Origin of the sequence: Falsiroseomonas tokyonensis (genome assembly GCF_019024325.1) — a bacterium.
GTDB lineage: Bacteria > Pseudomonadota > Alphaproteobacteria > Acetobacterales > Acetobacteraceae > Falsiroseomonas > Falsiroseomonas tokyonensis.
Genome location: NZ_JAFNJS010000002.1, coordinates 353,011 through 376,325 on the forward strand (window position 1 = coordinate 353,011; position 23,315 = coordinate 376,325).

A 23,315-nucleotide genomic window follows, 5' to 3' on the forward strand; every position below is an offset into this window, starting at 1 on the left:
TGGTCCTCACAAGACGCTGTCGAGGACGCCGCGCGGCAGCGGCACGCGCATCAGCCCGGCGAAGAACCAGTGCACCAGCAGCGTCATCCCCGCCGCCACCGGCAGCGCCACCACCGGCCGCGCCTGGAACCACAGGAACAGGCCCAGCAGCAGCAGGAAGGCGGTGGGGATGAAGCCCAACGGGTCCGAGACCAGGATATAGGCGAGGGAGGCCAGCGGGATCAGCAGGAAGGAGACCACGCGGCGCGGCTGCGCCATCCAACCCTCCACCACCAGCAGCGGGGCGCGCTGGCGCAAGCCGCGCAGCAGCAGCACCAGCGCGCAGAAGCCGATGCCGGCGGCCAGGATGCGCGGAAACAGGTTCGGTCCGTAGTCCTGGCCGGGGAAGGAGGGGAAGAAGGTGGTCAGCCACCAGACCCAGCCGGCGAAGCCGAGCAGCAGCGCGCCCAGCAGGGCATCATTCATACGCATGGCAGGCCTTCCGGACGCCGCGGAGCAGAAGGGGCGGCAAAAGCCGCCCCTAGGGGATCAGCCCAAGGAGGCGGCTTCTGCCGCCCCCGAGGGATCAGCCGCGCGCCAGGCCTGCGCCGCGCATCGCCTCGCCCATCGCCCGGTCGCCTTCCGCCATGAAGCTGGCGAAGCCGGCCGCATCCTGCCAGACCGTGCCGAAGCCGCGGCTGGTCATGAATTCCTTGAACTGCGGATTCTCATAGGCCGCCTTCAACGCGGTGCCGTAGCGTTGCGCGATCGGCGCCGGCAGACCCTTCGGCGCCGCGATGCCGCGCCAGGCGCCGACCGAGTAGTTGATGCCCAGCGTTTCGTTCAAGGTGGGCACCTGGGCGAACATCGGGTTCCGCGCCGGCGCCATGATGGCCAGCGACTTGGCCCGGCCGGCATCGATCATCGCCCGCGCCTCCGGCACCGAGCAGGTGACGATGTCGACGCCGCCGGCCGCCAGTTCCTGCATCGCCGGCGCCGCGCCGTTCGAGGGCACCCAGCGCACATGGTCGCCCTTCAGCCCCATCGCCTGCAGCCAGCCCACCAGCGCCAGGTGCCAGATGCCGCCCTGGCCGGTGCCGCTGGCCTTGAAGGTGCCGGCCGGCCGCGCCTTGATGGCATCCGCCAGCGCCTTGATATCGGCATAGGGCGAATTGCTGGCCACCTGCACGCCCGGCGGGTCCGAATTCATCAGCGCCAGCGGGGTGTAGGATTCGGGGTTGAGCTGGGTCAGCCCCTGCCAATGCATCATGGTGATTTCCACCGTGATCATGCCGATGGTGTAGCCATCCGGCGCCGCCGTCGAGATGGCCGAATGCCCGACCACGCCGGACCCGCCGGTGCGGTTCACGACGTTCACCGGCTGGCCGAGGTCCCGCTCCAGCAGGCTGCCCACGATGCGCGCCGTGGCATCGGTGCCGCCGCCGGCGCCCCAGGGCACGATCAGCTGGATCGGGCGGTTCGGCCAATTGCCCTGGCCGAGGGCCGGCATGGCGAGCGGTGCGGTCAGCGCGGCGCCGCTGGCGGCCAGCAGGGAACGGCGGGACAGCAGGGTCATCGGATCGTCTCTCCTCCTCTGCGCCCAGGTTGCTCCCGGGCACTTAGGGGCAAGGCTAGGCCGGGTTGCGCGGCGGCTTCAAGCCAGGAGAGGCGCGGCGAGGCGGTTTCGTTGCGCCGGGGTCAGTCCGCCTCCGCCAGCTGATCCTCCGCTTCCTGGGCCAGGCGATCCACGGCACAGCGGGCGGCGCGGCGCTGCAGATAGGCGCTGCGATAGACGGCATAGGGATCCAGCGCCTGCGCCTCGACCCGGCTTAGCTCGCCGGAGAGCTGGCTGTATTCCACCATCAGGTCGCTGCCGCGCCAGGGCAGGAAGAGGTGCGGGCCCAGCGCCTGGGCCAGGCCGGCGCTGCTGGCCAGCATCGCCCCGGCATCGCGCAGGGTGGAGGGGCCGAGGATCGGCAGTACGAGGTAGGGCCCGCTGGGAATGCCCCAGGCGCAGACCGCATCCGCCGGCAGAGCGACGCGCCGCGCGAAACCCCATTCCGCCGCGCTGTCCCGGACCCCGCCCAGCCCCAGGCTGGAATTGATGCCGAAGCGGGCCGTCGCATGCCAGGCGAGCTCGAAATCCCCCGCCGCCAGGCCGGAGATCGCCGTGATCGGCTCCCGCAGATTGGCGAAGGCATTCGCGATGCCCTGGCGCAGCGGTGGCGGCGCGTGGGTGACATAGGCGGTGACCACCGGGTCCAGCAGCCAGGACTGCACCACCCGGTTGAAGCCATGGATGCGACGGTTCACCCCCTCCAGCGGATCGGGGGCCGCCTGGGCGAGCCCGGGCGCCAGCAGCAGGGCCGCGAGGAGAAGCCGCCGCATCAGGCGGGCTGCCCGATGTCGTCGTGGATCGGCCGCACCACCAGCACAACGCCCTCCACCGCTTCCACCCGCACCGGCGCGCCGATCGGCGGCAGCGCCATGCCGGGCGGCAGCCGGGCGGGCCATTCGCTGTCGCCGAGCCTGACCCGCGGCGCGCCATCCGGCCCGAGCAGCAGCAACGCGCGGCGCCCGGCCAGCCCCGCCTCCGGCGCATTCACCCGGCGGTCCGGCCCGCGGCGGCCGCGGCGCAGCGCCAGGGAGGCCGCCACACCCGCCGCCAGCAGCACCAGGAAGACCAGCACGGTCGGCGCGAAGCCAAGCCCGGTGCCGAGCAGCAGCACCAGCCCGGTGCCGATCGCGGCCATGCCGGCCCAGAGAAGATAGACGCCGGGCAGCACCAACTCCGCCCCCAGCGCGACCAGGCCGAGCAGGATCCAGATCAGGCCCGGTTCCACGGACGATCCCCCGGCAACGCTCCGCCGCCCGGCACGGTAGGCGGCCGGTCGGGGCCGCCTTGCGTGCCGCGGAGCAATTCCATGGCCTGGGTGATGCCGCCGGCCAGCGCGGCACTCTCCATCGGCACGATGACGAGGCGGGAGGAGGGGTTGGCGGCCATCGCCTCGAAGGCCTTCACATACTTGTCCGCGATGAAGTAGCGCAGCGCATCGGCGCCCGCCCCGGCGGCGGCCTCGGCCACCATCTTCGTGGCATTGGCCTCCGCCTGGGCCAGCGCCTCCCGCGCCTCGGCATCGCGCAGCGCGGCATCGCGGCGGCCCTCGGCCTGCAGCACCAGGGCCTGCTTCTCGCCCTCCGCCTTGGCCACGCTGGCGCGCCGCTCGCGCTCCGCCGTCATCTGCAGGTTCATGGCGCGGATCAGCGTGTCCGGCGGCTCGATCTTGCGGATCTCGACGCGGCTTACCTTGGCCCCCCAGGGATCGGTCGCACCATCCAGGATATTGAGCAGCGAGGTATTGATGCGGTCGCGGGAGGAGAGCGTCTGGTCCAGGTCCATCTCGCCGATCACGGCGCGGATATTGGTCATGGCCATGGCGACCAGCGCCTGGGTCAGGTCCTGCACCGCATAGGCGGCCTTGGCCGGGTCCATGATGCGGTAATAGACGATGCCATCCACCGCCACCGTCGCATTGTCCTTGGTGATGACGGACTGCTCCGGGATGTCGAGCACCACCTCCTGCACATTCAGCTTGTGGCCGATGCGGTCGACGAAGGGGATGATGAGGTTCAACCCGGGGGAGAGCAGCCGGGTGAAGGCGCCGAAGCGCTCCACCGTCCAGACCTGGCCCTGCGGCACCGTGCGGATGCCCTGGGCGACGGTGACGACGGCCAGCAGCAGCAGCACGACAAGCACGATGGTCGGCAGGGACTCCATAGGGGCGCCTTTGGTCTCACCGGCATGCCGGCTTCGGGTGGAGTGGGGGGCGCCATGCTGGCGCGGGCTGCGGGCGCCATCCTGGCGCGGGATCGGACCCCCATCCTGGAGTACCGCCGCCGCGCCGTCCTGGCGCAGGCGGGCCAGAGCCTTCGCCTGCCGCAGCTCCCTCATTCTGCCCTGGATCGCCGATTCTTGCCAGAGGCTTAAGGCGCGGCCGGATCCTTACCGAAATTCATTATCCCGCAGCGAGGCATTGCCCTTGTGGTCGGTGCGGGGCGCCAGCGCCGTATCCAGCGCCCGGCTGAGCTTGCCCAGCGCGCCATTCATCGCCTTCGGCACCGTCTCCGCCTGGTGGGAAACCGCGATCGGTGCCTTGCCCGTCGGCCGCGCCTCCACCATGCAGCGCTTGTCCTGCGCGCCGCCCTTCAGGGCGTTCACATCGCCGAGATGAACCTCGACCCGCGTCAGATGCGCCTCGAACCGCCCCACCGCCTCGGCCACCGCCTGCTCCACCCGCGCGATCAGATCGGCGCCGCCCGCGCCATCGGGGGTGTTCACCTGGATCTGCATGCCGACCTCCCTTACCGTGAAGGAAGGCAACGCGCTGGCCGATCAGGGCGTTTCCGGCGATACTCCCGCTTTCGCCTTCAGCCTCGGCCAAGGAGCCCATCATGCAGAATTCGGAACAGATCTGGCAGCTCGTCGACCAGCGGCGCGAGCCCTATGTCGAGCTCTCGGACAAGATCTGGGGCATGCCGGAGCTCTGCTACGACGAACACCGCAGCTGCGCCGAACACAAGGCGATGCTGGAGGCCGAGGGCTTTCGCGTCACCACCAATGTCGCCGGCATCCCCACCGCGGTGATGGGCGAGGCCGGCGAGGGCGGGCCCGTCATCGCTATCCTCGGCGAATACGACGCCCTTCCGGGCCTGTCCCAGGAAGCCGGCGTGACCGAACCGCGCCCGGTCCCGGGCGAGAGCCGCGGCCATGGCTGCGGCCATAACCTGCTCGGCTCCGCCAGCCTGATGGCCGCCGCCGCGGTGAAGGACTGGCTGAAGGCCAACGGCCTGCCCGGCCGCGTGCGCTACTACGGCTGCCCGGCCGAGGAAGGCGGCGCCGCCAAGGGCTTCATGGTGCGCGACGGCGCCTTCGACGATGTCGACATCGCCATCACCTGGCACCCGGCCAGCTTCGCCGGCGTCGACGACATGATCTCGCTCGCCAATACCCGCATCGATTTCTCCTTCATCGGCCGCGCCAGCCACGCCGCCGCCGCGCCGCATCTCGGCCGCTCCGCCCTCGATGCCGTCGAACTCATGAATGTCGGCGTGAACTACATGCGGGAGCACATGCCGAGCGATGCCCGCATCCACTACGCCTATCTCGACGCCGGCGGCATCGCGCCGAACGTGGTGCAGTCCACCGCCAAGGTCCGCTACCTGATCCGAGCCCGCAACGTGACCGAGCTCAACGCCCTCGTCACCCGCGTGCGCAAGATCGCCGATGGCGCCGCGCTGATGACGGAATGCACCGTCTCCACCCGCGTCGTCTCCGCCGTCTCCAACCTCATGGGCAACACCCCGCTGGACAAGGCGATGCAGGCCAATCTGGACCGCCTCGGCGCGCCGGAATGGGACGATGCCGACCGCGCCAAGGCGGCCGAATTCCAGGCCACGCTGTCGGAGGAGGACATCCTTTCCGCCTGGCGCCGCGTCGGCGTGGAACCGCGCCCCGGCGAGGTGCTCTGCGAACAGGTGGTCCCGGAGAACGCCAAGGGCGTGCCGATGATCGGCTCCACCGACGTCGGCGACGTCTCCTGGAAAGTGCCCACCGTGCAGGCCCGCGGCGCCACCTGCGCCATCGGCACACCCTTCCACTCCTGGCAGCTCACCGGCCAGGGCAAGCTGCCCGCCGCCCACAAGGGCATGATCCACGTCGCCAAGGTCATGGCCGGCACCGCCATCGACGCGCTGCAGAACCCGAAGCTCATCGCCGAGGCCAAGGCCGACCACGCCAAGCGCACCGGCGGCAAACCCTACGAAAGCCCGCTGCCCGCCGACGCCAAGCCGGCGCTGGACATGAGCGTCTCGGTCTGAAGGTCCACGCAGGTGGTTGCAGGAGGGGCGCTGCCCCTCCTGCACCTCCCCGCAAAGGGCTTTGGCCCTTTGAACCCATGAACATGAGCGGAAATGGAGAGGGGGCCGGGGTGACCGCTTGTTCAGCGGTACCTCTGGCCCCCTCTCCATTTCCGCTCAAGGTCCTCGCGGTCCAGGGGCCGGGCCCCTGGCAGGGGGTGCAGGGGGACAGCGTCCCCCTGCAAAGCCACTCGCGCGGCCCTACAGATCCCCGAATGCGCGTGGCAGGAACAGGGCCAGGTCGGGGATGAAGGCCACCAGCAGCAGGGCGGTCAGCATGGCCAGGACGAACCACAGCACCCAGGGGATGGTGGATTCCATGGAGGTGTTGGCGACTTTGCAGGTCACCATCAGGTTCACGGCCATGGGGGGTGTGAAGGCGCCGATGGCGACGTTCATGGTCAGCAGGATGCCGAACCAGGTCAGGTCCCAGTCGAAGCTTCTGGCGATCGGCAGCAGGATCGGCAGGAAGACCAGGAAGATGGAGATGGCGTCGATCAGCATGCCGGCCACCAGCACCAGGGCGGTGATCATCAGCAGCATGATGGTTTCGTTGGCGGTGATGCCGACCAGGGTCTGGGCCAGGGCGTCGAAGGCGCCGACGGTGCTGCCGGCATGGGCGAAGATGCTGGCGAGTGCGATGATCATCAGCACCACGGCGCTGATTTCCGCGCTGTCGCGCAGCGTGGCGTAGATATCGGCCCAGCGCAGCACGCGGTAGATGACCAGCCCGACGAACAGCCCGTAGAAGACAGCGACGACGGCGGCTTCGGTGGGGGTGAAGGCGCCGGAGCGCAGGCCGCCCAGGATGACGATGGGCGCGAGGAGGCCCCAGATCGCGTCCTTGAAGGAAGCCCAGAGCGGCGGTCGTTTTTCCTCGGGCGGTGGCAGGCCGAAGCCGTGGATGCGCGCCAGCAGGATGGCCGGCACCAGCAAAGCGAGGCCGGCCAGCAGGCCGGGGATGACGCCGCCCAGGAACAGCGCTGGGACGGACACGCCCGGCACCAGCACGGCATAGACGATGAAGGGGATGGAGGGCGGGATCAGCACGGCGGTGGACCCGGCGGCCGCGATCAGGCTGGCGGAATAGGCGCGCGGATAGCCCTGCTTGATCATCGCCGGCAGCATGACGGCCGCGACCGCCGCGGAATCCGCGGCGCCCGATCCGCTGATGCCGCCGAGCACCAGGCAGACCAGCACGGCGACGATGGCGAGCGCGCCGCGCCGCGGCCCGACCAGCGCCTGGGCGAAGACGACGAGGCGCGCGGCGACGCCGGCGCGTTCGAAAACCATGCCGGCCAGGACGAACATCGGCAGCGCCAGCAGCGGGTATTTGGCGATGCCGGTCCAGATGTTGGTGGGCAGGGCCATGATGCCCAAGCCTTCGATGGCGATCACCAGGAAGCCGGCCAGGCCGAGCGAGACGCCGATCGGCACGCCCAGGAACAGCAGCGCGAAGAACACGCCGAGCAGGATGAGGGAGCCTTCGAGCGCCATGGCTAGCCGGCCTTTGCCACGCGGATCATGCGTCCCAGGATGCGCAGGCAGATCACGGCAGACAGCAGCGGCATCCAGACCGTGTAGTACCAGGACGGCACGCCGAGGCCGGGTGAGAGCACCTCGAAGCGGTATTCGTCCCAGGTGTACCAGGCGCCGTACCAGGCGATGAAGCCGAAGATCAGCAGGCAGGAGGCGAGCACCGCCTGTTCCACCAGCCGTGCGATGCGCAGCGGCAGGCGTTCGGTGAAGAAGGTCATGCGGATGTGGCGGTCGTTGCCGAAGGCGGCTGCGGCGCCGACGAAGGCCATCACCACCATCAGCGCCACTGAGTATTCCTCGGTGAAGGCGAAGGAGACGTTGGTGAAGTAGCGCACCACCACATTGCCGAAGGTGATCAGCGCCAGCACGCCCATGATGGCCGCGCCGATCGCGCCTTCGATGGTCACCGGGATGCGCGGGGGCGCTTCCCCCAGTTGCAGGCCGGGGGCCTGGATATCGGCGTGCTCGGTCATCGGGGCTTTCCGCCAGGCGGGCGCGGCGGGTCAGCCCCGCCGCGCCGGCAGTCCATCAGGCGCGCGCGCCGGAAACGGCGGCTTCGGCGCGGCGCACCAGGTCGGCGCCCACGGTCTGCGCGTATTTGTCGTAGACCGGGCGCGTGGCGCGGGCGAAGGCCTGCTTTTCAGCATCCGAGAGGATGGTGACGGTGACATTGCGCCGCGCCAGTTCATCGAGCGAGCTGCGGTCGCCATCGGCGCCGAGGCCCTTGCGGCTGGCGGCGATCTGCTCCTGCGCCGCCTGCTGCGCGCAGTCCCGCACCAGCGCCTGGTCCTCGGCCGAGAAGCTGGCCAGCACCGGCTTGGTCAGCAGGAAGATCCCGGCATCGGCCACGTAGTTCCAGATGGTCAGGTAACGCTGCGCCAGCGTGTCCATGCGGAAGCCGAGGAACAGGTTCACCGGATTCTCCTGCCCATCCACCGCGCCGGTGGACAGTGCCGGCTGCAGGTCGGCGAAGGACATCTGCACCGGATTGGCGCCAAGGGCGGTGAAGATCTCGGAGAAGATGGCACCGGCGGCGAAGCGGATCTTCATGCCGCGCAGGTCTTCCGGCGTGCGGATCGCCTTCTTGCTGTTGGAGATTTCCCGGAAGCCGTTCTCGCCCCAGGCCACCGGCTGCACGTCACGGGATTCCAGCGTGCGGAACAGCTCGGCGCCGATCGGGCCCTTGATGATGGCATCGAAGCCGCGGCTGTCCTGCAGCAGGAAGGGCAGGGAGAACAGGTTCATCTCCCGGATCTGCGGGGAGATGTTGATGGTGGAGAAGACCGCGAAGTCGATCACCCCCTGGCGCATCGCCACCAGCTCCCGCGTCTGGTCGCCGCCGACCAGCTGGCTGCCGGGATAGACCTTCACGTTGATCCGCCCGCCGGAGCGTTCGGTCACCAGCTCCGCCCAGCGGAAGGCACCGTCCGCCAGGGGGATGGTGCGGTTGCCGACGACGGAGAGCTTGTATTCGGGCTTGTAGCGGCTCTGCGCACGCGCCACGAGCGGCGCGGCGAGCGCGCCGGCGGCGGCGGCCAGCGCGATGCGCCGGGTGATCAGGCTGGTCATCGGTACCCCTCCCATTCTCCGCCGCGGCTTGCCGTGCGGCTTTTCGTGGCCGGCAGAATGCGGGGGGCCGCGCCCGTTCCGCAAGGGGGTGGTTTTCTAGGCGCCGGACCTGGCCAGCCAGGCGGCGGCGGCGTCGAAGGGCTCGGGGTCCAGCCCCGTCTCGGCGGGCGCGCGGCGCAATTCGGCATAGACGCGCTTCACCGCAGCCGGCACGTCCGGGTCTCGCAGCAGGGTTTCCGTACCGGCCTCGTGGTGGCGCAGCGCGGGGGTCAGGAAGGCCACCGTCTCCAGCGCCGTCTCCCGTCGCACCGGCATGCCGAGATGGGCGAGGCAGCCGCGCCAGTCGCGCAGCAGGTCGTCGTAGTGCAGGACGGTCCGCGGCAGGTCGCGGCTGCCGGCCTCGGCTGCCAGCACATGCGACAGCCACAGGGCCAGGGCGCGGGGCTTCGGCATCTTCTCCCGCACCTCCAGCGATCGGGCGACCTCCAGCGGGTTGCGCACCGGCAGCAGCGCCAGCGGCGTGGCGCCGAAGCGGGCGAGCGCCGGCAGCCAGACCGGCAGCAGCCGGCAGATGCGCGGATCCTTCAGCACGAAGGGTTCGGGGCCGGGGAATTCGGTGGCGAGCAGCTCCACGGCCTCGGCCACGAAGGGCTCCAACGCGTCCGGCGGCAGCAGGCCCGGCGGCAGCGGGCGCGGGTCGTCGTAGCGGCTGCCGGCGGCGGCCAGGATGCGGTCGTCCAGCGCCGCCACCTCGGCGGATTCCCAGAAGCCGCGCGGATTGTCCCGCGCCGGTTTCATCACCCGCGCCGGCAGCGAAAGCCCGTGCAGGGACAGCACGCGCGTGAGGGCGGAGGTGCCGGAGCGGTGCATGCCCAGCACCAAGACGGCAGGTCGGGCTTTGGGCGAAGGCGCCGGGGAGGGGGAGGCGGATTCCATCGGCGCGCAGACTGCCACGCCGCCCCGCGCCAAGGCAAAGCCGCAGCTACAGCAGCAAAGGCGTGTCACGGGCTTGACGCGAAGGGCGCGCGGCGGCGCCATGCGGGCCAACCAAGTTCCGGGAGTCTCGCCGCATGACCAAGCCCGTCCGCCTGCCTTTGCATGTCCTGGTCCTCGGCGGGGACGGCATCGGGCCGGAGGTCACGGCGCAGGCGCTGCGGGTGCTGCGCCGGATGCAGGCGAAGCACGACCTGCCGCTCACCATCGAGGAGCAGCCCTTCGGCAATGCCACCTGGCGCGCCACCGGCAGCCTGATGCCGGCCGAGACGCATGCTGCGGTGGATCGCGCCGATGCCGTGCTGTTCGGCGCGGCGGACAGCCTGGGTCGCGCCGCCATGCCGGCCGAGGAACGCGCCCGCGGCAGCCTGCTGTCGCTGCGCCGGCGGCTCGGCCTTTTCGCCAATCTGCGGCCGGTGCGGACGGAGCGCGCGTTGGACGCAGTCTCCCCCTTCAAGCCGCAGACGCTGGCGGGTGTGGACCTGGTCTTCGTGCGGGAGCTGTCGGGCGGCGTCTATTACGGGGAGCCACGCGGCATCGAGCGTGACGCGGATGGCAGGCGGCGCGGCATCAACACGCATATCTACGACGAGGACCAGATCATCCGCGCCGCGCGCTTCGCCTTCGCACTCGCGCGCGGCCGACGTGGCCTGCTGACCAGCGTGGACAAGGCCAATGTGATGGAGGCCGGGGCGCTGTGGCGCCAGGTGGTGACGGCGCTGCACCACGACGAATTCCGCGACGTGCGGATGGAGCACATGCTGGCCGATACCTGCGCGCTCATGCTGAACCGCGAGCCTAGGCGCTTCGACGTGATCCTGACCGACAACCTGTTCGGTGACGTGCTGTCGGATGCCGCCGCGGGCCTGGCCGGCAGCCTCGGCCTGCTGCCCAGCGGCAGCCTTTCGGCGCCGCGGCCAGATGGCAGGCGACGGGCGCTGTACGAGCCGGTGCATGGCTCGGCGCCGGATATCGCGGGGAAGGGCGTGGCCAATCCGCTCGCCGCCATCCTGTCCGTCGCGCTGCTGCTGCGCTGGTCGGCGGGGGCGGAGGAGGCGGCGCAGGAGGTGGAGGCGGCGGTGACCGCGGCGCTCGATGCCGGCGCGCGTTGCGCCGACATCGCTTTGCCGGGCGAGGCGGCGCTGGGCACGGAAGCGATGGGCGAGGCGGTGCTGGCCCGCCTTTAGCCCGGCGTCACACCCGTCGCCTCGTCATGCCCGCCCTGGCCGGTCAGCGCCGCCCAGGCACGAAAACGCGGGCTGGCGGGCAGGGCGCCGTCGGCGATGAGAGCCCGCCAATGGCCGCAGGCCTCGACGAAGCGCGGCACACTGCCGGGGAACATGGCCAGGCTGATCGCCTCCGCCATCGCCTCCTCCTCCACCCCATCCGCATAGGCCGCGGCCAGGTGCCAGGCGAAAGGTCGCCAGCGGGCGCGGCACACCTGCACGGCGAGGCCCGCCAGATGCACCAGGCGGATCGGCGCGGCGGGCGCCACGATCCGCAAGGTTGCCACGTAGCTCGCCTGCGGATCGAAGGGCGCCAGCTGCCGCCCCCAGTCGCGCGCCGCGAAGTCGAAGGCCTCCGCGCCGATGGCGAAGGCGGCTGACGCAAAGGCGGCACCAATGGTCTCGTCCGTGCCGCCGGCCGCGCGGAACTTCGCGATGTGATGCGTCGCCAGCGCCTCGTCGGTCGCGGCCAGCACCGCCATCCAGACGAATTCCCGGTCGTGGTGGCTCAGCACCCGGTCGTCCAAAGCCAGGGCCGTATAGGCGGCGTCGTAGCCTTCCAGCAGCTTGGGAAAGGCCAGCGCCATCAGCCCGTGATGCGGCAGCAGGTAGCCGCGCTTGGCGCGCACCTCGGCGAGCCGCGCCTCCAGCTCCGCCGTCGTCTCCGCGCCGCTCATTCGACGCGGATGTTCGCGCTGCGGGCGATCTCGGCCCAGCGGGTGACCTCGCTCGCCACCATCGCGCTGTACTCGGCCGGGGTCATCCGGTTGGGCGGGGCGCCGAGGCTCGCCAGGCGCTCGACCAGCGCCGGCGTGTTCAGCCCGGCGACGACCGCGCGGTTGATCTCGGCGGCCTGGTCGGCGGGCATGCCGGCGGGGCCCGAAAGGCCGAACCAGTTGGTGGCGACCAGGTCGGGGAAGCCGGCCTCCACCACCGTCGGCACATCCGGCCAGCGCGCGGCACGCTCCGGCAGTGTGATGGCGAGCAGGCGCAGCCGGTCGTTGTTGCCGATATCCGGCACCGCCGCGATCAGCCCCTCCACCTGGCCGCCGATGACATCCGCCGTGGCCGGGGCGCTGCCGCGATAGGGGACATGGGTGATATCGACCCCGGCCGCCCGCTTCAGCAGTTCCAGCTTCACATGGGAGGAGGTGCCGATGCCGGTCGAGCCGAAGCGCACCGCGCCCGCCTGCGCCTTCGCACGCGCCACGAGGTCCGCCATGCTGCGGATCGGCCCATCGGCCGCCACCGCAATGGCGGAAGGCACGGCGGCGACCAGCGCGATATGCCGGAAATCCGTCACCGGATTGTAGGGCACGCTACGGTTCACCGCCGGCCCGATTGCCTGGCTGGCGATATTGGACAGCAGGATCACGCCCTCCGCCGGGCCGCGGGCCACCGAATCCGATCCGATGGCGCCGCCGGCGCCGGCCCGGTTGTCCACCACCACCGGCGCGCCCAGCGCCTGCTCGATCTCACGCGCCGCCAGCCGGCCCAGCAGATCCGCCGTGCCGCCGGCGGGGAAGGGCACCACCAGGCGCAGGGGCCGGCGGGCGGATTGGCCAAGGGCGGGGGTGGCAAGGCCGGGGGCGAGCAGGGTGGCGGCCAGAAGGCTGCGGCGGCGCATGGCGGGATCTCCGAACTTGTATCCCACAGCATAGCCCGGCCCGCCGAGCCGCAAAGGGGGTGGTCGGCACAGGATGATCGATCTGTCTGTCGCCGAAGAATTGGAAAGACAGTCTCTTTGGGCGTTGCGTGAAGAAAAATTCGCGGTGTAGTCTGGGCTCGTCGAGGAACAGCCTTAGCCATGACCTTCATCCGCACCCGCTCCCCGCGCGAAACCATGCTGGCCGGCATCGCCGCCGCCGCGCGGCACCCTTTGGCGGAGCGCCCGCGGGCCGTCGCGGCCGCCATCGAGGCTTTCGCCGCCGATCCGGCGCTGCTGGAGGGGATGGACTGCCCCTGTTGCCCCGACCGCTACATCCGCCACCTGCTGCAGAGCGACGAGGAAGCGGGCTATGCCGTGGTGGCGCTGGTCTGGCGCCCGGGCCAGATGTCCCCGGTGCATGGCCACAAGACCTGGTGCGCCTTCGCCGTCCACCAGGGCACGTTGACCGAGACCTACTATGCCGCGGCCGAGGCCGAGGGCGACCTGCCGCAGCCGCGCAGCACGCAGCTGCTGCACCCCGGCCAGGGCAGCCACGGCCCGGCCGATCCCGCGCTGATCCACCGCCTGGCCAACCTCTCCTGCCGCACCGCCATTTCCATCCATTGCTACGGGGTGGGCTTCGACCGCTTCGGCCAGGACGTGAACGAGGTCCACGCCGCCTGACCGGCCCGCCCCTGGGAAGGGGGCGAGGGTGCGGGTAGGGTAAGGGTGTGATCTCCTCCCCCAGCCGCGCGTGAACCGGAATGTCCTGATCGGCCTGTGCTTCGGCCTGGCCGCGGCGCTGACCTGGGGCGGGCAGGCGGTGGTGACCCGCAGCGGCACCGTCGCCGGCTATTCGCCGCTGGATCTCGCCATGCTGCGCTATGGCGCCGCCGCGCTGGTGCTGCTGCCCTTCGCCTGGCGGGCGCGGCGGGTGCTGGCCACGATCGGGCTGCCGAAGCTGATGGGGCTGGTCGCCACCGGCGGCGCGGCCAATGCGCTGCTATTCGGCTGGGGGCTGGTCTATGCGCCCGCCAGCCATGGCGGCACGGTGGCGCCCATCACCGCCGCCGTCATGGGTGCCGTGCTGGCCGTGCCGCTGCTGGGCGAAAGGCCGACGCGGGGGCGGGCCATCGCGCTCGGCTTCATCGTCTGCGGCATCCTGCTGATCGGCTGGGACGGCATTTCGGGCAGCCATCCGGGCGCCTGGCGCGGCGACCTGATCCTGATCGGCGCCGGCACGGTCTGGGGCGCCTTCACCGTGTTGCTGCGGCGCTGGCGCATTCCGGCGCTGGCCGGCAATGCGGCCATGTGCATCCTCTCCGCCCTGGTGCTGCTGCCGCCCTGGCTCTGGCTGGGCGGCGGCGTGGTGCCTGACATGCCCTGGCAGTCCAACCTGCTGCAGGGCTTTGCGCAGGGTGTGCTCTCCTCCGCCATCGCCACGACGCTCTATGCCCGGGCGGGGGAGCTGATGGGCGCGACGCGCACCGCCTGCCTGACCACCATGGTGCCGGTGGCCGCGGTGCTGATGTCCGTGCTGATCCTGGGGGAGCCGCTGGGCCTGGCCAAGCTGGCCGGGGTAGTGCTGGCGGTCAGCGCCATGCTGATCGCCGTGCTCTTCACCGGCCGCCGGGTTTAGGGTGCGGCATCCTCTCGCGCCCAGCGCGGCATGCCGCAGCCGCCGAGTGCCGCCACGCGGTCCTTGGCCAGGGACTTTTCCCGGCTCAGCCGCCGGATCAGCGCCTCATCCGGGGTGGAACGTGCCCGCTCGGCCGCAATCAGCCGGTCCAGGTCCGTCAGCCGCTCCACCAGACGCAGCCTGAGCAGACCGCCCGACGCGCCGTAGCCTCCATCCATGACGCCCTCAGCCTCCACTTTCCGTCGCTGCGCGGGGGCGCGGCGGTTGGGAGGCCCGACATCGCGGGAACCGGGGGGTTCGCCGCCAGAGGGGCCCGGGCCTCTAGACAGGATGCTGGTCCCGCTTTCTGACGATTTCAAGACGAATCCGGGACAGCGGCTCCGCAAGCGGGTCACGCTTGCCTCAGCCCGCCGGGGCTTCCGCCGTGCTCCGCTCCACCATCATCGTCACGCCGCGCACGCCGGGCACCGTCTGCGCCAGCACCTTCAGCCCGCGTAGCACGGCCTCGTCCCGGCAATAGCCGTGGAATGAGACGACGCCATTCTTCACGTCGAAGAAGATGGCATAGGCGTCGATCCAGGGCTGCTGCTTCATCGCCTTGGCCAGCGCACGGCGGATCCGCTCATCCGGCGCATCCGCCATCAGCTCCGCGGAGGGTTGCAGCAGCGCGCGGATCAGGTCGGCGCGGGAGACGATGCCCACCAGCCGGCCGTCCCGCAGCACGGGAATGCGGCGGATGGCCCGTTCCTCCATCGCCTTGGCCAGGGTCTCCAGCGGCGTGTCCTCCTCCGCCGTCACGGCGCCACGGGTCATGGCATCGCCGGCGGTCTGGCCATGGGCGCGGGCGAAGCGGTCTGCCTGGGCGGCGGCGGATTCGAACAGGCCGGCGATCCAGGACCGCGGCGCATCGGCCGGCGCGGCCAGGCGGCGCAGCAGGTCCCCTTCCGTCAGCATGCCGAGCAGGCGCCCCTTCGCATCCACCACCGGCGCGCCGGAGAAGCCCCGTTCCGCCATGGCGCGGGCGGCCACGGCGATCGGCGTGCCGGGCTGGAAGGTGACCGGGTCGGGCGTCATCAGGTCACGCGCGCGCATGTCTCTCTCCTCCTAAGGCCTCTGCGGACCGAAGGGGTGCCCTATTATGGAATTTTTGTCACTTTGACCCTGTGGCAGCCCAGCTCGTGGTCACATGGGCGCAGGGTTCGGCGGCGCCCTCGGCGCGCAGCGTCACCTCGCCATAGGACAGGGTGCGGCCGCGCTTGATGACGCGCGCCTCGGCCAGCACGGCGGTGGCGGGCGGCCGGCGCAGGAAGGTGATGGCGAGGCTGGCGGTCAGGCTCTCGTCGCGCCCCTCGCTCAGGGACAGCAGCGCCACCCACATGGCGACATCGGCCAGCCCCATCAACGCGGGGCCGGAGACGGTGCCGCCGGGGCGCAGCATATCCTCCCGCGCCGGCAGGCGCAGCGTGGCGAGGCCCTCGCCATAGGACAGCACCTCGATCCCCCAGGCGCCGGCGAGCGGCACCCCTTCGCGCACCCGCGCCTGCATTGCGGCGATACTCATCGCCCGGCCACCACGCGGCCGAGGCAGGGGTTGCGGCCGATCCAGTAGCAGAGTTCGGCGGGGCGGGAGATGCCATACAGCGCCAGGTCGCAGCGCAGGCCGGGGGCGAGGGCGCCGCGATCGGAGAGGCCCAAAGCCGCGGCGGCGTTGCTGGTGACCCCGGCCAGCGCCTCGGCCACCGTCAGACGGAACAGGGTGCAGCCCATGTTCAGCATCAGCAGCAGGGAGGGGGCGGGGCAGGAGCCGGGGTTGAGGTCCGTGGCGAGCGCCATGCGCAGCCCGGCGGCGCGCATCGCGGCGATATCGGGGAAATGGGTTTCGCGGATGGTGTAGAAGGCGCCGGGCAGCAGCACGCCGACCGTGCCGGCGGCCGCCATGGCGGCGATGCCTTCGGCGCTGGCATATTCGATATGGTCGGCCGACAGCGCGCCGTAGCGTGCGGCGAGCGCCGCGCCGCCATCGTCGCGCAGCTGGTCCGCGTGCAGTTTCACGGGCAGCCCGGCGCGGCGGGCGGCGTCGAAAACCCATTCGGTCTGCTCGGCCGAAAAGCCGATGGCGCTGTCGGTGAAGGCGTCCACCGCATCGGCAAGGTTCTCGGCGGCGATGGCGGGGATGATCTCCTCCGCCACGTGCCGGGCAAAGTCAGCGGCGCGGCCGGCGTATTCCGGCGGCGTGGCATGGGCGGCGAGCAGGCTGGTCTGCAGCGAAACGTCCCGCAGCCCCGGCAGGCGCCGCGCGGCGCGCAGCATGCGGGCCTCGGTCGCGAGATCGAGGCCGTAGCCGGATTTCACCTCGAGGGTGGTGACACCCTCCGCCAGCAGCAGGTCGAGGCGCGGCAGGGCGGCCTGCACCAGCGCGTCCTCGGAGGCCTCGCGGGTGGCGCGGACGGTGGAGAGGATTCCGCCGCCGGCCTTGGCGATGGCCTCGTAGCTCGCGCCTTCCAGCCGCATCTCGAATTCGCGGGCGCGGTCGCCGGCGAAGACCAGGTGGGTGTGGCAGTCGATCAGGCCCGGCAGGATCCAGGCGCCGTCGCAATGCCGTGTTTCCGCCGCCGTGGCCGGCAGTTCCGCCCGCGGTCCGACCCAGGCGATGCGGCCATCCTTGGCGGCGATCGCGCCATCCTCGATCACACCGAGCGGGTCGCCGTCGCGCGGCACCATTGTGCAGAGATTCGCGTCCAGCCAGACGCGGTCGAAGATCATGCGGGCAGCTCCACCAGGGCGGCGAAGGCGCCAGTTTGGACCAGCCGGCGCACGGCTTCCATATCGGGGGCCATGAACCGGTCGGCATCCCAGGGCGCCGCGACGCCGCGGACCAGGGCATGGGCCGCCTGCAGGGGCGGAGAGGTTGTCAGCGGCCGATGGAACTCCAGCCCCTGCGCCGCACACAAAAGTTCGATGGAGAGGATGGACGAAAGATTTTCGGCCATCTCGCCCAGCCGCAGCGCGGCACCGGTGGCCATGCTGACATGGTCCTCCTGGTTCGCGCTGGTGGGCAGGCTGTCGACGCTGCGCGGCGTGGCGAGCGCCCGGTTTTCGGCGACCAGCGCGGCGGCGGTGACCTGCGCGATCATGAAGCCGGAATGCAGCCCGCCCTCCGCCACCAGGAAGGCCGGCAGGCCGCTGGTCACGGGGTCCACCAGCAGGGCGATGCGGCGTTCGCTGATGGCGCCGAGTTCCGCGAGTGCCAGCGCGATGGAATCGGCGGCGAAGGCCACCGGCTCCGCATGGAAATTGCCGCCCGACAGGATGTCGCCATCGGCCATGATCAGGGGATTGTCGGTGACCGCATTGGCCTCGCGTTGCAGGACCGCCGCGGCATGGTCCAGCAGGTCGAGGCAGGCGCCGGCGACCTGCGGCTGGCAGCGCAGCGAATAGGGGTCCTGCACCCGCGTATCGCCTTCGCGATGGCTGTCGCGGATGACGCTGCCGGCCATCAGCCCGCGCAGCGCCGCGGCACAGCGGATCTGGCCGGGCTGGCCGCGCAGCGCATGGATGCGTGCATCGAAGGGCGTGTCGGAGCCGCGCGCCGCATCGACGCTGAGCGCGCCGGCCACCAGCGATGTGTGCAGAAGATCCTGGGCCGCGAAGAGGTTTGCCAGGGCGATGGCGGTGGAGACCTGCGTGCCGTTCAGCAGCGCCAGGCCCTCCTTCGGCCCGAGGGTGAGCGGCACGATCCCCGCCTCGGCACCCGGCCTGCGCTCGCCATTGACGAAGACCTCGCCTTCGCCGACCAGCATCAGCGCGAGATGCGCCAGCGGCGCCAGGTCGCCCGAGGCGCCGACCGATCCCTTGGATGGAATAACCGGCAGCGCATCCGACGCCAGCAGCGCGAGCAGCGATTCCGCCACCGCTACGCGCACGCCGGAGGCGCCGCGCGACAGCGACAGCGCCTTCAGCGCCAGCACCAGCCGCACCACCGGCGCGGGCAGCGGCGCACCGGTGCCGGCGGCGTGGCTGCGCAGCAGGTTCAGCTGCAGCTGCGCGAGTTTCTCGGGCGCGATGCGCGTGGAGGCGAGTTTCCCGAAACCCGTGTTCACGCCATAGATCGGGCCATCCTCGGTGAGCCGCGCGGCGAGCACGGCCGCGCCCTGTTCGGTCGCCTCGCGCCAACCCTCCGGCAGCTCGAAGCGCGCGCCCGCCATCACGGCGCGCAGCGTGGCGAGGTCGATCATCGCAGGATGCCCGGCAGGTCGAGGCTCTTTTCGCGGGCGCACTCCAGCGCATCCTCGTAGCCCGCATCGGCATGGCGCATCACGCCCGTCGCCGGGTCGTTCCAGAGCACGCGGGCGAGCCGCCGCGCCGCGGCCTCCGTCCCATCCGCCACGATCACCATGCCCGCATGCTGGGAAAAGCCCATGCCGACGCCGCCGCCGTGATGCAGCGAGACCCAGGTGGCCCCCGAGGCCGTGTTCAGCAGCGCATTCAAAAGGGGCCAGTCGGAGACGGCATCCGATCCATCGCGCATCGCCTCCGTCTCCCGGTTCGGCGAGGCGACGGAGCCGGAATCCAGATGGTCGCGGCCGATGACGATCGGCCCGATCTCGCCGCGCGCCACCATCTCGTTGAAGGCAAGGCCCAGCCGGTCCCGCTGCCCGAGACCCACCCAGCAGATGCGCGCCGGCAGGCCCTGGAAGGCGATTCTTTGCTGGGCCATGTCGAGCCAGTTGTGCAGGTGCCGGTCGTCCGGGATCAGCTCCTTCACCTTGGCGTCGGTGCGCCGGATATCCTCCGGGTCGCCCGAGAGCGCGGCCCAACGGAACGGCCCGACGCCGCGGCAGAAGAGCGGCCGGATATAGGCCGGCACGAAGCCGGGGAAGTCGAAGGCAGTTGCAAGACCTTCCTCCTTCGCCATTTGCCGGATGTTGTTGCCATAATCCATGACGATGGCGCCGCGGCTCTGGAAATTTAGCATCGCCTGCACATGCGCCACCATCGAGCGCTTCGCCGCGGCGGCGACGGCGGCCGGATCGCTCTCCCGCATCGCGGCCCACTGCGCCAGCGACCAGCCGGCCGGCAGGTAGCCATTGGCGGGATCATGCGCGCTGGTCTGGTCGGTGACGATATCCGGCACCACGCCGCGCCGCACCAGCTCGGGAAAGATTTCGGCCGCATTGCCCAGAAGCCCGACGCTGATGGCGCGGCGCTCCGCGCAGGCCGCGCGAATCATCGCCAGCGCGGTGTCGAGATCCTCCGCCTTGTGGTCGAGGTACTTCGTCTCCAGCCGCTTCTCGATGGAGGAAGGCTGGCATTCCACCGCCAGCACGCAGGCGCCGGCAAAGACGCCCGCCAGCGGCTGCGCGCCGCCCATGCCGCCAAGCCCGCCGGTCAGGATCCAGCGCCCCGCCAGGTCGCCACCAAAATGCTGGCGCCCGGCCTCCGCGAAGGTTTCGTAGGTGCCCTGCACGATCCCCTGGCTGCCGATATAGATCCAGGACCCCGCGGTCATCTGGCCGTACATCATCAGGCCCTTGCGATCGAGCTCCGAAAAATGCTCCCAGGTGGCCCAGCGCGGCACCAGGTTGGAGTTCGCGATCAGCACGCGCGGTGCATCGGCATGGGTGCGGAACACGCCGACGGGTTTGCCGGACTGCACCAGCAAGGTCTGGTCCTCCTCCAGCCGCTTCAGCGTGGCGACGATGCGCTCAAAACTGTCCCAGTCGCGCGCGGCGCGGCCGATGCCGCCATAGACCACGAGCTCGCCCGGCTTCTCCGCCACCTCGTCATCGAGGTTGTTCATCAGCATCCGCATCGCCGCCTCCGTGGTCCAATGGCGGCAGCTGAGCTCCAACCCGCGCGGGCTGCGGATGGCGGGGGCGTTGCGGCGGCGCGGATCGGTCATGCGGGGGCTCCGTGTCTCACCGCCAGCATTGCGGCTGACAAAGATTATGTCTAGACATAATCGGATGACCCGCCACGCCGCCATCCGCGCCGAGATCGAGGCGCGCATCCTCTCCGGCGCGCTCCGCCCCGGCGACAAGCTGCCTTCCGAGGCCGAGCTGGTGTCGGCGCACGGCGTGGCGCGGATGACGGCGAGCCGTGCGCTGGCGGATCTGGTCGCCGCCGGGCTGGTGGTGCGCCGCCGCAAGGCCGGCAGCTTCGTGGCCGCCCCGCGCGCGGAGGAGGCGCTGCTCGGCATCCCCGACCTGCGCGCCACCATCGGCCCCGGCCACCGCCACGCCGTACTGTCCCGCGCGCTGCGGGCCGCCACGGCGGAGGACCGCGCCCGGCTGGGCGCCCTGCCGGGCGGTGCCCGCGTGCTGGCGCTGCGGGTGCGGCACGAGGCCGGCGGCGTGGCGATGGCGCTGGAGGACCGCCTCATCAGCCTGCACGCCGTCCCCGAAGCCCGCGCCGAGATTTTTGCGAATTCGCCGCCAGGCTCCTGGCTGCTGGATCGTGTCCCGTGGACCGAGGCGGAGCACCGCATCAGCGCCATCACCGCGGATGCGGAGACCGCCGGCCTGCTCGGCCTCGCGCCGGGCGCCGCCTGCCTGGTGCTGGACCGCCGCAGCTTTCGCGGGGCGGAGGCCGTGACCGCCGTGCGCCTGACCTATCCCGGCGACCGCCACGCCTTCACCGGCCGCTCCCGCCCATTGCGCGAGGCGCCGCAACCAGGAATACGGGACGCATGAGCAAGACCTTCCTCGCCAGCGCCGCGCTGCTGCCGCAGGGCTGGGCGCGGGACGTGCTGATCGAGGCTGATGCCGCCGGCTTCATCACCGCCGTCACCCCTGACGCCGCGCCGCTGGGCGCCACGCGCCGCCTGTCCGGCGCCGTGGTGCCGGGCGTGCCGAACCTGCATTCCCACGCCTTCCAGCGCGCCATGGCCGGCGGCGCTGAACGCCGCAGCCCGATGGGTCAGGACAGTTTCTGGACCTGGCGCGAGACCATGTACCGCTTCGTCGGCCGCTTTGCGCCCGAGGATGCCGAGGCCGTCGCGGCGCAGCTCCACGTCGAGCTGCTGGAGCACGGTTTTACGGGTCTCTGCGAATTCCACTACCTGCACCACCAGCCGGACGGCACGCCCTATGCGGACCGCGCCGAGATGGCGCTGCGCAATATTGCCGCCGCACGGCGGACGGGCATCGGGCTGACCATGCTGCCCAGCCTCTACCGGCATGGCGGCATTTTCGGCGTCGCACCGCATGACGGCCAGCGGCGCTTCCTGAACGACCTCGACGGCTTCCTCGCCATCGTGGAGGCCACGCGCGCCGCCATCGGCGCCGACCCGCAGATGGCCCTCGGCCTCGCCCCGCATTCGCTGCGCGCCGTCACGCCCGAGATGCTGCGCGCCATCCAGGATTTTGCGGGCCCCATCCATATCCACGCCGCCGAACAGCCGAAGGAAGTCGCGGAGTGCCTGGCCGCGACCGGCGCGCGGCCGGTGCAGTGGCTGTTGGACCACGCGCCGCTGGATGCCCGCTGGGTTCTGATCCATGCGACGCATATGGATGCCGGCGAGATCTCGGGCCTCGCCCGTTCCGGCGCCGTCGCCGGCCTCTGCCCGACCACCGAGGCCTCGCTCGGCGACGGCATCTTCGCGCTGCCCGCCTACCTCGCCGCCGGGGGACGCTTCGGCATCGGCACGGACAGCCATGTCGGCACCGCCCCGCGCGAGGAGCTGCGCCAGATCGAGACCAGCCAGCGCCTGCGCGACAATTCCCGCTCTGTCGCCACCGCCGACCAGAACCCGCATCCCGGCCGCACGCTGCTCGACGCCGTCCTCGTCGGCGGTGCGCAGGCCAGCGGCCGCCCCATCGGCGCCCTCGCGCCCGGGATGCGCGCCGATCTCGTCGAGCTCGATGCGCAACACCCGACCCTGCTGGGCCGGGACGGGGATGCGCTGCTCGACGCCTGGGTCTTCAGCGGCCAGTCCAACCCTGTCCGCACCGTCATCGTCGGCGGCCGCGTCGTGGTCGAGGCCGGACGGCATATCGACGCCATGACCATTCGGGACCAGTTTGGCGCCGCAATGCGGAGACTCTTGGCATGAGTGGACAGTTGGACGGCCAGGTGGCGGTCATCACCGGCGGCAGCCGCGGCATCGGCCGCGCCATCGCGCTGCTGTTTGCGCGCGAGGGCGCCGATATCGCCTTCTGCCACCTGAACGACGCCGAAGGCGCCGCCCCCGTCGTCGCGCAGATCGAGGCGCTCGGCCGCCGCGCCTTCGCGGCCTCCGTCGATGTCGCGGACCTGCCGGCGCTCCGCGCCTTCATCGCCCAGTCCGAACAAAAGCTCGGCCCCTGCGACATCCTGGTGAACAATGCCGGCCTGAACATCCGCGGCGCCATCGAGACCATCACCGAGGAGATGTACGACCGCGTGCTAGACGTGCATGTGAAGGCGAGCTTCTTCGCCGCCCAGGCGGTCTGGGCCGGCATGGCCGCGCGTGGCCGCGGCCGCATCATCACCACCGCCAGCCAGCTCGGCCTGAAGGGCGCGCCGAACATCGTGCCCTATTGCACCGCCAAGGCCGCGCTGATCGGCATGACCCGCGCGCTCGGCCATGAAGGCGCGCCCAAGGGCATCCTGGTGAACGCCATCGCGCCGGGGCCGGTCGCCACCGATCTCACCGCGCAGCTCGGCCCGGAATGGGCGGCCAATATCGGCGCGAAACTGCCGATCGGCCGCGTCGGCCAGCCGGAGGAGATCGCCGCCGCCGCGCTGCTGCTGGCCTCCTCCCCGGGGGGAGACTTCTTCGTGGGCGCGACGCTGTCGCCCAATGGCGGGGACATCATGCACTGAC

At 71.1% G+C, this 23,315-nt stretch carries 25 protein-coding genes; 7 read left to right on the top strand and 18 right to left on the bottom strand.

The features are described from left to right. Nucleotides 1-6: 6 nt before the first annotated feature. From J3S20_RS07840 to J3S20_RS07865, 6 genes are all read right to left on the bottom strand, one after another. Nucleotides 7-471, bottom strand: a complete 465-nt coding sequence (locus tag J3S20_RS07840) for a tripartite tricarboxylate transporter TctB family protein (protein ID WP_216835891.1) — start codon at nt 469-471, stop codon at nt 7-9. A gap of 94 nt (nt 472-565) precedes the next feature. Then, nucleotides 566-1,555 (bottom strand): Bug family tripartite tricarboxylate transporter substrate binding protein, encoded by a 990-nt coding sequence (locus J3S20_RS07845; protein ID WP_216835892.1) that lies wholly within the window; start codon nt 1,553-1,555, stop codon nt 566-568. 122 nt (nt 1,556-1,677) lie between these two features. Next, nucleotides 1,678-2,367, bottom strand: a complete 690-nt coding sequence (locus J3S20_RS07850; protein ID WP_216835893.1) for an MlaA family lipoprotein — start codon at nt 2,365-2,367, stop codon at nt 1,678-1,680. Then, nucleotides 2,367-2,822, bottom strand: coding sequence for an NfeD family protein (locus J3S20_RS07855; protein ID WP_343215181.1), 456 nt, complete (start codon nt 2,820-2,822; stop codon nt 2,367-2,369). The genes J3S20_RS07850 and J3S20_RS07855 overlap by 1 nt, the downstream gene beginning before the upstream one ends. Beyond that, a complete protein-coding gene (locus J3S20_RS07860; RefSeq protein ID WP_216835894.1) occupies nt 2,807-3,757 on the bottom strand; it encodes an SPFH domain-containing protein in 951 nt (316 codons plus the stop codon). Before J3S20_RS07860 ends, J3S20_RS07855 begins: the two co-directional genes overlap by 16 nt. A 225-nt stretch (nt 3,758-3,982) precedes the next feature. Further along, entirely contained in the window at nt 3,983-4,330 is a 348-nt protein-coding gene (locus tag J3S20_RS07865) for an HPF/RaiA family ribosome-associated protein (RefSeq protein ID WP_216835895.1), read from the bottom strand. 101 nt (nt 4,331-4,431) lie between these two features. On the opposite strand from J3S20_RS07865, the gene J3S20_RS07870 reads away from it, so the two are divergent. Next, the gene (locus J3S20_RS07870; protein WP_216835896.1) at nt 4,432-5,856 is read left to right on the top strand and encodes a M20 family metallopeptidase; all 1,425 of its coding nucleotides are present in this window, start codon (nt 4,432-4,434) and stop codon (nt 5,854-5,856) included. Nucleotides 5,857-6,096: 240 nt separating this feature from the next. On the opposite strand, the gene J3S20_RS07875 is transcribed toward J3S20_RS07870, so the two are convergent. The 4 genes from J3S20_RS07875 to J3S20_RS07890 all read right to left on the bottom strand — a co-directional run bounded on the left by J3S20_RS07875 (nt 6,097) and on the right by J3S20_RS07890 (nt 9,873). Continuing rightward, a complete protein-coding gene (locus J3S20_RS07875; RefSeq protein WP_216835897.1) occupies nt 6,097-7,392 on the bottom strand; it encodes a TRAP transporter large permease in 1,296 nt (431 codons plus the stop codon). Nucleotides 7,393-7,394: 2 nt separating this feature from the next. Then, a complete protein-coding gene (locus J3S20_RS07880; protein WP_216835898.1) occupies nt 7,395-7,907 on the bottom strand; it encodes a TRAP transporter small permease in 513 nt (170 codons plus the stop codon). Between the two features lie 55 nt (nt 7,908-7,962). Continuing rightward, on the bottom strand, nt 7,963-9,003 hold the full coding sequence (gene dctP, locus J3S20_RS07885; RefSeq protein ID WP_216835899.1) for a TRAP transporter substrate-binding protein DctP: 1,041 nt from the start codon (nt 9,001-9,003) through the stop codon (nt 7,963-7,965). 96 nt (nt 9,004-9,099) lie between these two features. Further along, nucleotides 9,100-9,873, bottom strand: a complete 774-nt coding sequence (locus J3S20_RS07890) for a sulfotransferase family protein (protein ID WP_216835900.1) — start codon at nt 9,871-9,873, stop codon at nt 9,100-9,102. Between the two features lie 200 nt (nt 9,874-10,073). On the opposite strand from J3S20_RS07890, the gene leuB reads away from it, so the two are divergent. Continuing rightward, nucleotides 10,074-11,183: a 3-isopropylmalate dehydrogenase gene (gene leuB, locus J3S20_RS07895; RefSeq protein WP_216835901.1), complete on the top strand. Its 1,110-nt coding sequence runs from the start codon at nt 10,074-10,076 to the stop codon at nt 11,181-11,183. Here the strand turns inward: leuB and J3S20_RS07900 are convergent. Then, nucleotides 11,180-11,899, bottom strand: coding sequence for a carboxymuconolactone decarboxylase family protein (locus J3S20_RS07900; protein WP_216835902.1), 720 nt, complete (start codon nt 11,897-11,899; stop codon nt 11,180-11,182). The genes leuB and J3S20_RS07900 overlap by 4 nt on opposite strands. After that, nucleotides 11,896-12,849 (bottom strand): Bug family tripartite tricarboxylate transporter substrate binding protein, encoded by a 954-nt coding sequence (locus J3S20_RS07905; RefSeq protein ID WP_216835903.1) that lies wholly within the window; start codon nt 12,847-12,849, stop codon nt 11,896-11,898. Before J3S20_RS07905 ends, J3S20_RS07900 begins: the two co-directional genes overlap by 4 nt. A 180-nt stretch (nt 12,850-13,029) precedes the next feature. On the opposite strand from J3S20_RS07905, the gene J3S20_RS07910 reads away from it, so the two are divergent. Together J3S20_RS07910 and J3S20_RS07915 are read left to right on the top strand one after the other, a co-directional pair. After that, nucleotides 13,030-13,554 (top strand): cysteine dioxygenase family protein, encoded by a 525-nt coding sequence (locus tag J3S20_RS07910; RefSeq protein WP_216835904.1) that lies wholly within the window; start codon nt 13,030-13,032, stop codon nt 13,552-13,554. A 70-nt stretch (nt 13,555-13,624) separates the two neighbouring features. After that, the gene (locus tag J3S20_RS07915; RefSeq protein WP_216835905.1) at nt 13,625-14,509 is read left to right on the top strand and encodes a DMT family transporter; all 885 of its coding nucleotides are present in this window, start codon (nt 13,625-13,627) and stop codon (nt 14,507-14,509) included. Here the strand turns inward: J3S20_RS07915 and J3S20_RS07920 are convergent. The 6 genes from J3S20_RS07920 to hutU all read right to left on the bottom strand — a co-directional run bounded on the left by J3S20_RS07920 (nt 14,506) and on the right by hutU (nt 20,411). Further along, nucleotides 14,506-14,727 (bottom strand): YdcH family protein, encoded by a 222-nt coding sequence (locus tag J3S20_RS07920; protein ID WP_216835906.1) that lies wholly within the window; start codon nt 14,725-14,727, stop codon nt 14,506-14,508. The genes J3S20_RS07915 and J3S20_RS07920 overlap by 4 nt on opposite strands. Nucleotides 14,728-14,911: 184 nt before the next feature. After that, nucleotides 14,912-15,601 carry a CBS domain-containing protein gene (locus J3S20_RS07925; RefSeq protein WP_216835907.1) on the bottom strand — a complete coding sequence of 230 codons (690 nt, stop codon included), beginning with the start codon at nt 15,599-15,601 and terminating at the stop codon, nt 14,912-14,914. Nucleotides 15,602-15,659: 58 nt separating this feature from the next. Then, the gene (locus J3S20_RS07930; RefSeq protein ID WP_216835908.1) at nt 15,660-16,070 is read right to left on the bottom strand and encodes a PaaI family thioesterase; all 411 of its coding nucleotides are present in this window, start codon (nt 16,068-16,070) and stop codon (nt 15,660-15,662) included. After that, on the bottom strand, nt 16,067-17,272 hold the full coding sequence (hutI, locus tag J3S20_RS07935; RefSeq protein ID WP_216835909.1) for an imidazolonepropionase: 1,206 nt from the start codon (nt 17,270-17,272) through the stop codon (nt 16,067-16,069). Before hutI ends, J3S20_RS07930 begins: the two co-directional genes overlap by 4 nt. After that, the gene (gene hutH / locus J3S20_RS07940) at nt 17,269-18,744 is read right to left on the bottom strand and encodes a histidine ammonia-lyase (RefSeq protein WP_216835910.1); all 1,476 of its coding nucleotides are present in this window, start codon (nt 18,742-18,744) and stop codon (nt 17,269-17,271) included. The genes hutI and hutH overlap by 4 nt, the downstream gene beginning before the upstream one ends. Then, a complete protein-coding gene (gene hutU, locus J3S20_RS07945) occupies nt 18,741-20,411 on the bottom strand; it encodes a urocanate hydratase (protein ID WP_216835911.1) in 1,671 nt (556 codons plus the stop codon). Before hutU ends, hutH begins: the two co-directional genes overlap by 4 nt. A 64-nt stretch (nt 20,412-20,475) precedes the next feature. On the opposite strand from hutU, the gene J3S20_RS07950 reads away from it, so the two are divergent. Genes J3S20_RS07950 through J3S20_RS07960 form a run of 3 tightly spaced genes read left to right on the top strand, consistent with a single transcriptional unit; the run spans nt 20,476 to nt 23,314 of the window. After that, on the top strand, nt 20,476-21,201 hold the full coding sequence (locus tag J3S20_RS07950) for a UTRA domain-containing protein (protein WP_216835912.1): 726 nt from the start codon (nt 20,476-20,478) through the stop codon (nt 21,199-21,201). Further along, on the top strand, nt 21,198-22,562 hold the full coding sequence (locus J3S20_RS07955) for a formimidoylglutamate deiminase (RefSeq protein ID WP_216835913.1): 1,365 nt from the start codon (nt 21,198-21,200) through the stop codon (nt 22,560-22,562). Before J3S20_RS07950 ends, J3S20_RS07955 begins: the two co-directional genes overlap by 4 nt. Continuing rightward, complete coding sequence (locus tag J3S20_RS07960) at nt 22,559-23,314, top strand: SDR family NAD(P)-dependent oxidoreductase (protein ID WP_216835914.1); 756 nt, start codon at nt 22,559-22,561, stop codon at nt 23,312-23,314. Before J3S20_RS07955 ends, J3S20_RS07960 begins: the two co-directional genes overlap by 4 nt. Nucleotide 23,315: the final 1 nt, after the last annotated feature.

Bases quoted from the DNA above. Each gene is read 5' to 3' on its own strand.
- J3S20_RS07870 (WP_216835896.1), top strand. From the start codon at position 4,432: ATGCAGAATTCGGAACAGATCTGGCAGCTCGTCGACCAGCGGCGCGAG.
- J3S20_RS07960 (WP_216835914.1), top strand. From the start codon at position 22,559: ATGAGTGGACAGTTGGACGGCCAGGTGGCGGTCATCACCGGCGGCAGC.
- J3S20_RS07860 (WP_216835894.1), bottom strand. From the start codon at position 3,757: ATGGAGTCCCTGCCGACCATCGTGCTTGTCGTGCTGCTGCTGCTGGCC.
- J3S20_RS07930 (WP_216835908.1), bottom strand. From the start codon at position 16,070: ATGAGTATCGCCGCAATGCAGGCGCGGGTGCGCGAAGGGGTGCCGCTC.
- J3S20_RS07920 (WP_216835906.1), bottom strand. From the start codon at position 14,727: ATGGATGGAGGCTACGGCGCGTCGGGCGGTCTGCTCAGGCTGCGTCTG.
- J3S20_RS07900 (WP_216835902.1), bottom strand. From the start codon at position 11,899: ATGAGCGGCGCGGAGACGACGGCGGAGCTGGAGGCGCGGCTCGCCGAG.
- J3S20_RS07955 (WP_216835913.1), top strand. From the start codon at position 21,198: ATGAGCAAGACCTTCCTCGCCAGCGCCGCGCTGCTGCCGCAGGGCTGG.
- J3S20_RS07950 (WP_216835912.1), top strand. From the start codon at position 20,476: ATGACCCGCCACGCCGCCATCCGCGCCGAGATCGAGGCGCGCATCCTC.
- J3S20_RS07880 (WP_216835898.1), bottom strand. From the start codon at position 7,907: ATGACCGAGCACGCCGATATCCAGGCCCCCGGCCTGCAACTGGGGGAA.
- J3S20_RS07865 (WP_216835895.1), bottom strand. From the start codon at position 4,330: ATGCAGATCCAGGTGAACACCCCCGATGGCGCGGGCGGCGCCGATCTG.
- J3S20_RS07905 (WP_216835903.1), bottom strand. From the start codon at position 12,849: ATGCGCCGCCGCAGCCTTCTGGCCGCCACCCTGCTCGCCCCCGGCCTT.
- J3S20_RS07875 (WP_216835897.1), bottom strand. From the start codon at position 7,392: ATGGCGCTCGAAGGCTCCCTCATCCTGCTCGGCGTGTTCTTCGCGCTG.
- leuB (WP_216835901.1), top strand. From the start codon at position 10,074: ATGACCAAGCCCGTCCGCCTGCCTTTGCATGTCCTGGTCCTCGGCGGG.
- J3S20_RS07890 (WP_216835900.1), bottom strand. From the start codon at position 9,873: ATGCACCGCTCCGGCACCTCCGCCCTCACGCGCGTGCTGTCCCTGCAC.
- hutI (WP_216835909.1), bottom strand. From the start codon at position 17,272: ATGATCTTCGACCGCGTCTGGCTGGACGCGAATCTCTGCACAATGGTG.
- J3S20_RS07845 (WP_216835892.1), bottom strand. From the start codon at position 1,555: ATGACCCTGCTGTCCCGCCGTTCCCTGCTGGCCGCCAGCGGCGCCGCG.
- J3S20_RS07925 (WP_216835907.1), bottom strand. From the start codon at position 15,601: ATGCGCGCGCGTGACCTGATGACGCCCGACCCGGTCACCTTCCAGCCC.
- hutU (WP_216835911.1), bottom strand. From the start codon at position 20,411: ATGACCGATCCGCGCCGCCGCAACGCCCCCGCCATCCGCAGCCCGCGC.
- J3S20_RS07850 (WP_216835893.1), bottom strand. From the start codon at position 2,367: ATGCGGCGGCTTCTCCTCGCGGCCCTGCTGCTGGCGCCCGGGCTCGCC.
- J3S20_RS07910 (WP_216835904.1), top strand. From the start codon at position 13,030: ATGACCTTCATCCGCACCCGCTCCCCGCGCGAAACCATGCTGGCCGGC.
- hutH (WP_216835910.1), bottom strand. From the start codon at position 18,744: ATGATCGACCTCGCCACGCTGCGCGCCGTGATGGCGGGCGCGCGCTTC.
- J3S20_RS07840 (WP_216835891.1), bottom strand. From the start codon at position 471: ATGCGTATGAATGATGCCCTGCTGGGCGCGCTGCTGCTCGGCTTCGCC.
- dctP (WP_216835899.1), bottom strand. From the start codon at position 9,003: ATGACCAGCCTGATCACCCGGCGCATCGCGCTGGCCGCCGCCGCCGGC.